Genomic DNA, 12,123 nt, shown 5'->3' on the forward strand with positions numbered 1-12,123 from the left:
CCGTAAGGCAGCTCAGGCCCGTAAGGCAGCTCAGGCCCGTAAGGCAGCTCAGGCCCGTAAGGCGGCTCAGGCCCGTAAGGCAACGCGGGCCCCCTGACGCAACCCGGGCCCGTGACGCAACCCAACCCGAGGGGAATGGCCCGGCGTTGCGGCGGAAATGACCGTAGGGTCGGCATGCCTGTGACCGCCGACCCTTGGAGCGCTGTGATTCGCCGGCCTTTCCGCTACTGCGGTGCGACCGCCGCCCTGTCCGTCGCCCTGCTGCTCTCCTCGTGCACGAACAGCGCCGAGGGTGTCAGCGGGGCGGCGGGCAGCGGCGGGGTGGGCGATCCGCTCTTCCCGGCGCTCGGCAACGGCGGCTATCAGGTGCGCCATTACGGGCTCGATCTCGACTACGACGTGAAGAAGAAACGGCTGGACGCGACCGCCGAGATCAGCTCCGAGGCCACCGAGAACCTGCGGTCCTTCCAGCTCGATCTGCAGGGGCTGCGGGTGTCGGACGTACGGGTCGACGGCAAGGACGCCGCGTTCTCCCGTAAGGGGCACAAGCTGATCGTCCGGCCGGCCGACGGCCTCAGGAAGGGCGCGCCGTTCCGTACGACCGTCGACTACGACGGCACGCCGCAGGAGCTGAAGGATCCGGACGGTACGACGGAGGGGTGGGTCAAGACCGCCGACGGGGCGTTCGTCTCGGGCGAGCCCGCCGGGTCGATGACCTGGTTCCCCGGCAACAACCACCCCGAGGACAAGGCGGCCTACGACTTCACGATCACCGTGCCGAAGGGCTATACCGCCGTCGCCAACGGGGACCTGCGGTCGGAGCGAACAGCCGGCGGCCGGACCACCTTCCGGTGGCACAACGGGCAGCCCATGGCCAGTTACCTCGCCACCGCCACCATCGGCCGCTTCGACGTCCACCGGTCCCGTACGCCCGACGGGCTGCCGCTGTACGTCGCGGTGGACCCGGCGGAGGCCAAGGCGAGCAAGGGGCCGCTGGAGCAGCTGCCGGAGATCCTGAAGTGGGAGAGCGGGCTGTTCGGCCGCTACCCCTTCTCCTCCGCGGGCGCGATCGTCGATGACACCCCGGCCCGGATCACGTGGATGGCGCTGGAGTCCCAGACCAAGCCGGTCTACGCCGGGGCGCCGGACACCGTGACCGTGGTGCACGAGATGGCCCACCAGTGGTTCGGCGACTCGGTGACCCCGAAGACCTGGAAGGACGCCTGGCTCAACGAGGCCTTTGCGACCTACGCCGAGTGGCTGTGGGAGGAGCACAAGGGCGGCAAGACCCCGCAGCAGCAGTTCGATGCGCTCTACAAGGACAAGACGGACCCGCAACGCTGGGCCTTCCCGCCGGGCAATCCGGGCAAGGCGAAGAATGTGACCGGGGTCCCCGTCTACGAGCGGGGCGCGATGCTGCTCCAGGAACTGCGGAACGCGGTCGGTGACAAGACCTTCTTCCGGATCCTCAAGGAGTGGCCCGCCAAGTACCGCTACCGCACCGCCGACGCGAAGGAGTTCATCGCCTTCTGCCAGGAACGCACGGATGTGGATCTGACCGGGCTGTTCGACAAGTGGCTGTACGGCAAGGGGAAGCCGGAACGGGAGTAGCGGGTGGGGCAGGTGGGGCGGGAAAGCGAGAGAGGCCGGGTGCGCCACGGCCGGGTGCCACCGGCCACCTGGCCACCGGCCGGGTGACACCGGCCAGGTGGCACCCGGCGCCCGGGAATGCCGATCACGCCGCCGGTCAGCAGCCGGACCTGCCACCCGGGGTGGGATTCGGCGACCTCGGCGGCCCTCTCGATGCCGGTCAGGCCGCCGCCGAGCACGGCCAGCGTGCCCGGGCCGTCCCGCAGCCGCTTGTGCAGGGCAGCGGCGCTCTCGGCGGTGAAGGCCCGCTCCCACGGCCCTCGGGCGGGGGCGCCCGAGGGCCCGGTGCCCCGCACCCGCGTAGCCACCCCCGAGAACCACGACCCGCAGCCGCTGCCGCGCCACGCTGCTCTTCATGCTGCCTCCTGCTCGTGCTCGTGCCTTGCTCGTGCTCGTGCCCTGCTCGTGCTGCTCCTGGGGACGGGGCGCCGCGCCGGGGTGTGCGGCGTCGGAAGGGGGCGACACAGGGCAGCGCGGTGTGACACCCCTAGAACCCGTCGGGGCCGGAGTCGGGGCCGGAGTCGGGGCCGGAGTCGGGGCCGAGGTCGAGAGGGAGGTCGAGAGGGAGGTGGAGGCCGAGGTCGAGGTGACCGAGCTTGTCGGGGTTGATGACGGCGTCCACCTCCGTGATCTGCCCGGCGTGGACGGTGAAGGCGAACACCCCGGACTGCTTGCCCGCCGGGTCGACGAAGACCAGCCCGGTGGCTCCGTTGACCTCCGCCAACGCGACCCGCAGCCCGGCCCGTTGGGCCCCTCGGGTGACCAGGCCCCGCACATAGCGGGCGACCTTCTCGCGGCCCAGTACCGGCCGGCGGGCGGTACTCACCTTGCCGCCGCCGTCCGAACGCCAGACGATCTCCGGGTCGAGGACGGACAGCAGCGCATCGAAATCGCCGCCCATGACGGCGGACAGGAAGGCCTCGACGGTGCGGCGGTGCTCCGCGCGGTCGACGGTGCGGCGCGGCGCCTCGGCCCGTACCCGCTTGCGGGCGCGGGAGGCCAACTGCCGTACGGACTCCGGAGTGCGGCCGACCGCCTCGGCGACCTCCGGGAAGGGGACCGCGAAGACGTCATGGAGGATGAAGGCGGTGCGCTCGGCCGGGGTCAGCCGCTCCAGGACGGTGAGCAGCGCCATCCCCACGGATTCGTCGAGCGTCACCCGGTCCTCGGGGCCGCCAGGGCCGCCGGCGCTCCCGGGGCTCACGGCGCCCGCCGCACCGAGGGGCAGCCGGCCGCCGCTGCCGTCGAGCAGCGGCTCCGGCAGCCAGGGCCCGACATAGGTCTCGCGGCGGGCGCGGGCCGAGCCCAGCAGGTCGTAACAGATGCGGCTCACCACGGTGGTGAGGAAGCCGCGCGGGCTGGCCACCGGCTGCTCGTCGGGCAGCGCCTGCCAGCGCAGCCACGCCTCCTGCACGGCGTCGTCGGCATCGGTGACCGTGCCCATGATCCGGTAGGCGATGGCCCACAGCCGCCCTCGCTGCTCCTCGAACTGCGCGAGCCGGCTGGCGTCGCGCGCGGGCCGGCCGGCGTCGCGCGCGGGCCGGCCGGTGTCCTGCGCGGGCCGGCCGGTGTCCTGCGCGCCCCTCGCTCCGGCCGTCCCGGTCTCCGGGTCCGGCTGCGTTTCCCGCTCCGGCTGCGTCATCGTCCGCTCCTCCGCTTCCGTTCCGGCCGTTTGGCCCTTCGCTCCTTGGCCCCGACGGCGCCCCGACGACCAGAGCCGATGGTCCGTGCGGCACGACGGCCGCCCGTCCGAGGGGGCATCCGCCCCTTACGACGAGGCAGGCGGCCGGAGTGTGACAGTCAGGTCGAGCGCGTAGGCCTACTCGACGATGCCGTCCGGGAAGACGGCCGGCAGCGCGGTCCGCTCGTCCTCCAGGACGCATCCGGCCAACGGCACCGGCGTGCAGGGGGCCGACGAAAATCCGGAGTGGGTTTCTTCAGCGGCACTCCCCTTCAGCTCTTCAGCGGCGCTTCTTGGGCCGGGACTGCTTGGCGGCCGGATTGCCGGTACGGGTGCCACGGCGACGCTCGTAGCGCTCACGGGCCGCGGTGTACTCGGCGCGGTGCAGCCTCTCCCCCGGGGCCTCGACGAGACTGCGGCAGAAATAGGCGAGCAGCGAGCCGATGAAGCCGATCAGCATCAGGCCCTGGGACGACGTGTCGGCCGCGCTCCGGGCGGCCGGATCGGGGCGGCGGACGAAGCCGTCCCAGGTGCGGCGGAAGGCCAGGGCACTGCAGATGGCGAAGCCTGCGACGACGAGGATGCCGACGAACGGGCCGACGGCGGCGATCTCCAGGCCCTGGAACGCAAAGCGCAGCACGACCGCCCCGGCGGCGGCGAGCGCGAGCGAGCCCACCGAGACACCGGCCCGGCGCAGGCCGTAGCCGCCGTCGTGGTGGACCCAGGTGGTGCCGAAGAACCGGATCTCCGCCGGCTCGGGGCCGCCCCGCTCGGGCGCCCCGGGCCCGGGCGTCCCGGGCCCGGAACCGCCGGGCTCCGGGCTTCCGGCGGGCGTCTGCTCATCGCTCATGACAGCGATTATCTCCGGCGGGTCCGGTGTCCGGCGGTGTGGTGGCGGCGGGTCCGGTGTCCGGCGGTGTGGTGGCGGCGGGTCCGGTGTCCGGCGGTGTGGTGATGGCGGTGTGCTGATGGTGCCGCGGCGTGCGCGGCCGCGGGCCTGTGTGCGCCCGCGGCCGCGCGGCGCTCCGGTCCCGCGCCTCAGCTCGTGCAGCGCGGCGCGACCATGCCGCTGCTGCCCGTCCGGACGTACGCATCGGAGACGTACTGACCGGCCCCGATGCTGTCCCAGATGTCCGAGGTGCCGTATGGGCCGCTGACCGACTGCCCGTGGCGCTGGCAGCGGATCTGGATCCGGGCCCCCTCCGCCAGCTGGCGGACGACCGGGTAGTTGGTGCCCGGTCCCTGGCGGACCTTGACGCGGTAGCCGGGTGCGACGGGATAGGTGGGGCTGCCGGCCGCGGCGGCGAGCACCTGCTCCCCGGCCGGTTCCGCGGAGCCGAGATCGTCCTGAGTCGTCATGCTGTTCTCCCCCGTTGCCGAAGCGCGTGACGGCGCTCCTGATGATGCCCGCGGCCAAGCGGCGGCGCGGTTCTGCCACGGCACGCTAGCAAGCCTCACTCCTTTCGTACGCGCCATCGACTAGGCTCCGCGCGTCGCGTCTGCGACCGAATGGCAAGGGAACAACACGGGGGTGGAACCATGCCATCGCTGCGCAGTTCCGGGGTCGGCCCGGAAGCGGAACATCCGGAATACGCCGGTCAGTACCGCCTGGAGGCGAGGCTCGGCTCCGGCGGTATGGGCGTGGTCCACCTTGCGCGCTCGGCGTCCGGACTGCTGCTCGCGGTCAAGGTCATCCATGCCGAATTCGCCCAGGACCCCGAATTCCGCGGGCGGTTCCGGCAGGAGGTGGCCGCCGCCCGGCGGGTCAGCGGGGCCTTCACGGCACCCGTCGTGGACGCCGATCCGGACGCCGGGCGCCCCTGGATGGCGACCCTCCACATTCCCGGTCCGACCCTCTCCGATCATGTGAAGCGGAAGGGCCCGCTGGCGGTCGACGAGGTGCGGCGGCTGGCCGCGGGGCTCGCCGAGGCGCTGCGCGACATCCATCGCGCGGGGGTGGTGCACCGCGATCTCAAGCCGGGAAACGTGCTGCTGGCCGCGGACGGGCCGAAAGTCATCGACTTCGGTATCTCCCGGCCGTCCGACAGCGAAATGCACACCGAGACCGGCAAGTTGATCGGTACGCCGCCCTTCATGGCGCCCGAACAGTTCCAGCGGCCGCGTGAGGTGGGGCCGGCGGCGGATGTCTTCGCGCTGGGTTCGGTACTGGTCCATGCCGCCACCGGCCGTGGCCCGTTCGACTCGGAGAGCCCGTATCTCGTCGCGTATCAGGTGGTGCACGACGAGGCCGATCTGGCGGGCGTACCGGCGGAGTTGGTGCCGCTGATCGAGAGCTGTCTGGCGAAGGACCCGGCGGACCGGCCGACGCCCGGCACGCTGATGGAGCTGCTGCGGACGGATGCGCCGCACGGTGCACCGCTGGGCGCGCCGCAAGGTGCACCGCTGGGCGCCGCGCTGCCGACGGGCACGCTGTCCGGCGGATCGGTGCCGGACGCGGCGGCGACCGGTGCGGCGGCGACCGGTGCGGCAGGCACGGACGGCGCGGACGGCGCGGACCACGCGGTGCCGGCGGTCCGGATACCGGAACAGCGCCAGCCGGAGCAGAGCCAGCCGGCACATCCCGGCGCCGAGCGGCCCGCGCCCGCACCTGCGCCCGACCCCGCGCCTATTCCTTCCTCGCCCGCGCCCCCGCCCGTCGGGAGCCTGGCCGCTGCCGGCCCCCCGGCCGCACAGGGACACCACCCCACCACCGACCGCCCCACCGACCCCCGCCACCCCACCCGTTCCCATTCCCGTTCCCAATCCCATTCCCATTCCCGGCGCTGGCCCCTCTGGGCCGCACTCGCCCTGGTCGTGACCGGCGCCGGAGCGTTCGCGGGCGTCCGCGCACTGGCAACGGGCGAGCACGGGGCGGACCCTGCCCTGCAGACCCGTCCGTCGCACCCCGACCGCACTGCCTTCCACCCGTGGCGGACCACGCTCGTCGAGCGCGCCACGGGCCACGACTCCGAAATGCCGTTCTGCACCACCGGATCCGGTGCCCTCTTCTGCGGCCAGTCCGGCATCCAGGCCGCCCGGCTCGATCCGGACACCGGCCGGCGGGCCTGGCAGCGCACGGACCGCCGCTCCCAGGGCAAGAACGCCGCGCAGTTCGCCGCGTCGCCGACCCCACCGGTGCTCTCCGGCGGTCTGCTGTACGTCTTCTCCGCCGACGCCAAGCAGCTCAGCGCCCTCGACCCGTCGGCCGACGGCAAGGGCGCCACCCGCTGGACGAAGGACGTCTCCGGATACGAGGGCCAGACCCGGATCGTCGGGAACCGCATCCTGCTGACCGCGGCGGACGGCACGGTCACCGCGCTGGACAGCACGACCCACCACCAGCGCTGGCGCAAACGCTTCTCCGGCCACCACCTGCCGCTCTTCTCCTCCTTCGGCGACGCGCACACCGCTTACGCGGCCGAGGGCACCCCCGACGGGACCGGCACCCAGGTCACCGCCATCGACCCGGCGGACGGCAAGGTCCACTGGACGCGGCGGCTGCCCGGGACAATCACGCCGGCCGGTACCGGAACGTCCGGGGCGCTCTATCTGACCGCCACCGACCCGACGTTCACCAACCGCACCACCGCCGTCGTCCGCTACGACCCGGCCACCGGGCACACCCGGCGCCTCCCGCTGACCGCGCCGCTCGACCAGGTGGCCGCCGTGGTGCACGGCGAGTCGGTGTATCTGCTCGCCGAGGGCGGCGCGCTGCAGGCCGTCGGCGAGCGGAAGTGGGACACCGAGACCTCGGTCAGCCGGGGCTCGGCGCCGGTGGTGAGCGGCGACCGGCTGTATTTCACCGCGGCGGACGGCCGGCTGCTGGCGGTCGACACCCGCAACGGCGGCCTGCTCGGCCAGACCCCGCCACGGCTCGACGGCCGCCGCCACAACGGCTACCTGCAGATGCTGCCCGCCCCGCAGGTGGACGCGCCCCACGACCGGATCTACGCGGCCGCCCCGAACGGCACGATCTTCGCCGCCGCGTCCGGGGACCCGGCCGCCTGGTGACCGCCGGGCCGCGCACCGCCCGGGGCGTGGCAACCACAGGTACAGGCTTCCCGCCGGACTCCCGGCACGGCGGCGGCCTCGGCCGTCCCCTTGTTGCACCTCGCGTGCCTGCCGACATGGCAGGCAGGGGACACGTACGGGACGCGCCCGGTCACCGGGCCGCCCGGTCGAGCACGGCGATGAGCCGGTGCGTCGTCTCCAGGTTGCAGCGCCCCAGCTCGATCAGCGGACGTGGCTGCGCGTAGCCGTACGACACGGGGTCGACGCCGAGTGACGGCAGCACGATCCCGTTCCGCTTGAGCGCGGCCGCCAGCTCGGCGCAGGCCGTTTCGGCCTCTTCCCTCTTGCCGCCCGCCGCCCGTCGTTCCGTCGTTCCGTCGTCATCCTTGCCGCTCCCGTCTGCCGTTTTCCTGCCCGGAGGACCGGAGCGCAACTACTGTGTGTGTTCCGGCCCTTACGAGAATGGGCCAGGAAAAGGGCGCGAATGCCGCTTGCGGGCCGTATTTCGCGACCACGCACCGTTAGTTCCACACCTTCCACGGAGGAGGTCGCGATGCCGCCGAGGCGAGCGGTCACCGGTCGGAGCCAGGAGCCACGCCAACGATTCATCGAAGAGCTGCGATTACTGCGCGCGCAGAAGGGTGTCAGCCTGCGGCAGGTCGGCGAGGCCCTGGGCTGGGACTGGTCACTGTTCGGCAAGATGGAAGGCGGACAGACGATCGGCAGCCCGGAGGTCGCGCAGGCGCTGGACCAGTACTACGGGACGAAGGATCTACTGCTGACGTTGTGGGAGTTGGCGGCGGCAGATCCCACGCAGTTCCGTGAGCGGTACCGGCGGTACATGACGCTCGAAGCGGAAGCATTGAGCGTGTGGCACTACGGAGTCAGCACCATTCATGGGCTGCTCCAGACGGCGAGTTACGCACACGAACTGCTTTCGGCCGGTGGCCTCAGCGGTGAACAACTGACGCGGCAGGTCGAAGCGCGCAAAGGACGCCGGGCACTGCTGGAAAGTAATGACACGCCACGGTTCCGAACGATCCTTTCCGAGGCTGTACTACGTACACCGTTGGAAGATTCAGTGGAGTGGCAGAAGCAGCTTGAACTCCTCCTCGACATGGGCGAGCGACCGAACGTCATGGTTCAGGTCGTTCGCCACACAGTCGGACTCCATGCTCTATCGAACACCGACACCACGTTCCTGCGGCTCTCGAACGGCCGTACCGTGGCATGGGTGGAGACCGGATATTCCGGCGAACTCGTCCAGGAAACGGCAGCAACCGAACGACTTCAGCTCAGCTACGATCTGGTTCGTGACCTAGCCCTATCCCCGGCTGAGTCAAGGAAGTTCATCAGGCAGATGTTGGAGGAAGCCTCGTGCGAGCCATCGACCTGAGCACCATCACCTGGCGCAAGAGTTCGTACAGCAACCAGGACGGCGGTGCCTGCATCGAGGTCTCCGATGACCTCCTGACCACTGCTACCTGGCGCAAGTCCAGCTACAGCAATTCTGACGGCGGTGCGTGCCTCGAAGTCTCCGACGACTTCCCCGCCCTCGTCCCCGTCCGCGACAGCAAGCACCCCCACGGCCCCGCGCTCCTCTTCCACGCCTCCACCTGGTCATCCTTCGTCACCGCCGTGAAATGCGGGCAGCTCCCAAGCGACTGACACCGCCCTCCCCAAGCGAGACCGGCCCCCGTCGGTCACCGTCACCCGCTACCAGCCGATCTCTCCCGTGGAGTCGAAGAGCCGCCCGCTCGGCCCCCTCACCGAGAGGGCGAGCCGCACGATCGTTGTGGCGCTCCGCTCGGGAGTGCTGGTGCCTGTGTGTCCGTTCAGCGCGGTCGCGGTGAAGCCCGGGTCGACGGCGTTGACCAGGAACTCCGGCAACGCGCGGGCGTATTGGTACGTCAGCATGTTGAGGGCCGTCTTCGAGACGGGGTAGACCAGCCCCTCCAAGCGCGATTCCATGCGCTCCGGGTCCGCGTTGACCGTGAACGATCCCCGTCCGCTGGACACGTTGACGACGCGCGGGTGCTCCGCTTTGCGCAGCAGGGGCAGGAGGGCGTGGGTCATGCGGACCGCGCCCAGCAGGTTCACGTCCATGACGGCGGCGAAATCGTCGGCCGTGGTCTCCTCCACCGCTGGACGGCTGCCGCCGATCCCCGCGTTGTTGATCAGCACATCGACGCGGCCGTGCTCCTCCCCGACCTGCCGTGCCACTGCGTCGACCTGCGACTGGTCCGTCACATCGAGGGGAACGAACCGCACATCGGCTCCGTCGGCCGACAGATCACGCGCGGCGGCGCGGCCCCGTTCCCGGTCGCGCGCACCGAGGTGGACGATCATCCCCTCGGCAGCCAGCAGCCGGGCGACTTCCCGGCCGATCCCCTGGTTGGCTCCTGTCACCACGGCTATTCCCGAACTGGTCATAGCTCAGCATGATCTCTCCGCTTCCGGCTTCGCGTCCATGCGTCAGGCCATACGAAAGCAGTGCCTGCCCCCAAGACCGGCCCCCGGTCTCTCGCCCGCACCGCCGGCTCCTCGCCGACGTGATCGCCATCGGCACGCCCTACCCCCTCGTCGTCAGCGGCGGATACGCCGTCCAGGCCCTACGACGACTGAGCGTCAGGGTGGGAACGGAAGGATGGCCCGACCGCACGCCTCGTCTCTCCCCTCGGGGCAGTCACCCAGCAGAAGACCCCCGACACACGACGGGGGTCTTCTCGCTCAGCCGCAGGCGGATGCGGCCTCAGCCCAGCTTGCTCACGTCACGCACCGCGCCCTTGTCCGCGCTGGTCGCCATCGCGGCGTACGCGCGCAGGGCCTGGGAGACCTTGCGCTCGCGGTTCTTCGGCGCGTAGACGCCTTCGAGGGCCAGCCTGCGGGACTCCAGCTCCACCTCGCCGACGAGGAGTTCGATGGTGCGGTTCGGGATGTCGATCTTGATGCGGTCGCCGTCCTCGACGAGGGCGATGGTGCCGCCGGAGGCCGCCTCGGGGGAGGCGTGGCCGATGGAGAGGCCGGAGGTGCCGCCGGAGAAGCGGCCGTCGGTGACCAGCGCACAGGTCTTGCCCAGGCCGCGGCCCTTGAGGAAGGACGTCGGGTAGAGCATTTCCTGCATGCCGGGGCCGCCCTTGGGGCCCTCGTAGCGGATGACGACGACGTCGCCCTCCTTGACCTGCTTCTTGAGGATCTTGTCGACGGCCTCTTCCTGCGATTCGCAGACCACGGCCGGGCCCTCGAAGGTCCAGATGGACTCGTCGACGCCGGCGGTCTTCACGACGCAGCCGTCCTCGGCGAGGTTGCCCTTGAGGACCGCCAGGCCGCCGTCGGCGGAGTAGGCGTGCGCCAGGTCGCGGATGCAGCCGCCCTCGGCGTCGACGTCGAGGCTGTCCCAGCGCTCGGACTGGGAGAAGGCGGTCGCCGAGCGCTTGCAGCCGGGGGCCGCGTGCCACAGCTCGACGGCCACGTCGGACGGGGAACCGCCGCGCACGTCCCAGGTCTTGAGCCACTCCTCGATCGAGGCGCTGTGCACGGTGTGCACGTCCTCGTTGAGGAGTCCGGCGCGGTAGAGCTCGCCGAGGATGGCGGGGATGCCGCCGGCCCGGTGCACGTCCTCCATGTAGTACGTGCCGCCCGGGGCGACGTTCGGGGCGACCTTGGCCAGGCAGGGCACCCGGCGGGAGACCGCGTTGATGTCGTCCAGGTCGAAGTCGAGACCGGCTTCCTGGGCGGCGGCGAGCAGGTGCAGGATCGTGTTCGTCGAGCCGCCCATGGCGATGTCCAGGGCCATGGCGTTCTCGAAGGAGGCGCGGGTGCCGATGTTGCGCGGCAGGACGGTGTGGTCGTCCTCGTCGTAGTGCCGCTTGGTGATCTCGACGACCGTGCGGCCGGCGTTCTCGTACAGCGCCCTGCGGGCGGTGTGGGTGGCCAGCACGGAGCCGTTGCCGGGCAGCGAGAGGCCGATCGCCTCGGTCAGGCAGTTCATGGAGTTGGCGGTGAACATGCCGGAACAGGAGCCGCAGGTCGGACAGGCGTTCTCCTCGATACGGAGGATGTCCTCGTCCGAGATCTTGTCGTTGACGGCGTCCGAGATCGCGTCGACCAGGTCGAGGGTGCGGACCGTGCCGTCGACGAGGGTCGCCTTGCCGGACTCCATCGGGCCGCCGGAGACGAAGACCGTCGGGATGTTGAGCCGCATCGCGGCCATCAGCATGCCCGGGGTGATCTTGTCGCAGTTGGAGATGCAGATCAGCGCGTCGGCGCAGTGCGCCTCGACCATGTACTCGACGGAGTCGGCGATCAGGTCGCGGGAGGGCAGGCTGTAGAGCATGCCGCCGTGGCCCATGGCGATGCCGTCGTCGACCGCGATGGTGTTGAACTCGCGGGCGATGCCGCCGGCCGCGTGGATCGCCTCGGAGACGATCCGGCCGACCGGCTGGAGGTGGGTGTGTCCTGGCACGAACTCGGTGAAGCTGTTGGCGACGGCGATGATCGGCTTGCCGAAGTCCTCCCGCGCTACGCCGGAGGCCTGCATAAGGGCTCGGGCGCCGGCCATGTTGCGGCCATGGGTAACGGTGCGGGACCTCAGCTCGGGCACGATGGTCACTCCCTCGGGATTACGTCCGTACGACCGCCGGTGCCGGTACCCGGGCTCTGCCGCATGGCTCTGCCCCGTACCGGGTGGCGTCATATATCAGCTCCCGTCGAGATTACGCCTCTGATCCAAGATCTGGACAGTCTCTCCGGGATGTGAGACGGGTGACCGTAGTACGGAC

Annotated in this window: 10 protein-coding genes; 4 read left to right on the forward strand and 6 right to left on the reverse strand. The window is 71.1% G+C overall.

Going from position 1 to position 12,123, the window contains the following annotated elements; translation table 11 throughout:
- Window positions 1–204 precede the first annotated feature (204 nt).
- Window positions 205–1,611 (forward strand): M1 family metallopeptidase, encoded by a 1,407-nt coding sequence (locus OHS81_RS15325; protein ID WP_328385327.1) that lies wholly within the window; start codon window positions 205–207, stop codon window positions 1,609–1,611.
- Window positions 1,612–2,137: 526 nt separating this feature from the next.
- Here the strand turns inward: OHS81_RS15325 and sigJ are convergent.
- From sigJ to OHS81_RS15345, 3 genes are all read right to left on the reverse strand, one after another.
- Complete coding sequence (gene sigJ / locus OHS81_RS15335; RefSeq protein ID WP_328385328.1) at window positions 2,138–3,292, reverse strand: RNA polymerase sigma factor SigJ; 1,155 nt, start codon at window positions 3,290–3,292, stop codon at window positions 2,138–2,140.
- Between the two features lie 319 nt (window positions 3,293–3,611).
- Entirely contained in the window at window positions 3,612–4,181 is a 570-nt protein-coding gene (locus tag OHS81_RS15340) for a hypothetical protein (RefSeq protein ID WP_328385329.1), read from the reverse strand.
- A 188-nt stretch (window positions 4,182–4,369) separates the two neighbouring features.
- Window positions 4,370–4,690, reverse strand: coding sequence for a peptidase (locus OHS81_RS15345; protein WP_328385330.1), 321 nt, complete (start codon window positions 4,688–4,690; stop codon window positions 4,370–4,372).
- Between the two features lie 180 nt (window positions 4,691–4,870).
- Here OHS81_RS15345 and OHS81_RS15350 point away from each other — a divergent pair, with 180 nt between their 5' ends.
- On the forward strand, window positions 4,871–7,342 hold the full coding sequence (locus OHS81_RS15350; RefSeq protein ID WP_328385331.1) for a serine/threonine-protein kinase: 2,472 nt from the start codon (window positions 4,871–4,873) through the stop codon (window positions 7,340–7,342).
- A 151-nt stretch (window positions 7,343–7,493) separates the two neighbouring features.
- Here OHS81_RS15350 and OHS81_RS15355 read toward each other — a convergent pair whose 3' ends face one another.
- Window positions 7,494–7,775 (reverse strand): hypothetical protein, encoded by a 282-nt coding sequence (locus tag OHS81_RS15355; protein WP_328391710.1) that lies wholly within the window; start codon window positions 7,773–7,775, stop codon window positions 7,494–7,496.
- 120 nt (window positions 7,776–7,895) lie between these two features.
- Between OHS81_RS15355 and OHS81_RS15360 the strand changes: the two genes are divergently transcribed.
- Both OHS81_RS15360 and OHS81_RS15365 read left to right on the forward strand, forming a co-directional pair.
- Window positions 7,896–8,738 carry a helix-turn-helix domain-containing protein gene (locus OHS81_RS15360; RefSeq protein WP_328385332.1) on the forward strand — a complete coding sequence of 281 codons (843 nt, stop codon included), beginning with the start codon at window positions 7,896–7,898 and terminating at the stop codon, window positions 8,736–8,738.
- Entirely contained in the window at window positions 8,720–9,010 is a 291-nt protein-coding gene (locus OHS81_RS15365) for a DUF397 domain-containing protein (protein ID WP_328385333.1), read from the forward strand. Before OHS81_RS15360 ends, OHS81_RS15365 begins: the two co-directional genes overlap by 19 nt.
- Window positions 9,011–9,058: 48 nt before the next feature.
- Here the strand turns inward: OHS81_RS15365 and OHS81_RS15370 are convergent, their stop codons facing one another.
- Window positions 9,059–9,775: an SDR family NAD(P)-dependent oxidoreductase gene (locus OHS81_RS15370; protein ID WP_328385334.1), complete on the reverse strand. Its 717-nt coding sequence runs from the start codon at window positions 9,773–9,775 to the stop codon at window positions 9,059–9,061.
- Window positions 9,776–10,094: 319 nt separating this feature from the next.
- Window positions 10,095–11,945: a dihydroxy-acid dehydratase gene (ilvD, locus tag OHS81_RS15375; protein ID WP_328385335.1), complete on the reverse strand. Its 1,851-nt coding sequence runs from the start codon at window positions 11,943–11,945 to the stop codon at window positions 10,095–10,097.
- Window positions 11,946–12,123 lie beyond the last annotated feature (178 nt).

It is taken from the genome of Streptomyces sp. NBC_00400 (assembly GCF_036048035.1).
Lineage (GTDB): Bacteria > Actinomycetota > Actinomycetes > Streptomycetales > Streptomycetaceae > Streptomyces.

Bases quoted from the DNA above. Each gene is read 5' to 3' on its own strand.
- sigJ (WP_328385328.1), bottom strand. From the start codon at position 3,292: ATGACGCAGCCGGAGCGGGAAACGCAGCCGGACCCGGAGACCGGGACG.
- OHS81_RS15340 (WP_328385329.1), bottom strand. From the start codon at position 4,181: ATGAGCGATGAGCAGACGCCCGCCGGAAGCCCGGAGCCCGGCGGTTCC.
- OHS81_RS15345 (WP_328385330.1), bottom strand. From the start codon at position 4,690: ATGACGACTCAGGACGATCTCGGCTCCGCGGAACCGGCCGGGGAGCAG.
- OHS81_RS15350 (WP_328385331.1), top strand. From the start codon at position 4,871: ATGCCATCGCTGCGCAGTTCCGGGGTCGGCCCGGAAGCGGAACATCCG.
- OHS81_RS15360 (WP_328385332.1), top strand. From the start codon at position 7,896: ATGCCGCCGAGGCGAGCGGTCACCGGTCGGAGCCAGGAGCCACGCCAA.
- OHS81_RS15370 (WP_328385334.1), bottom strand. From the start codon at position 9,775: ATGACCAGTTCGGGAATAGCCGTGGTGACAGGAGCCAACCAGGGGATC.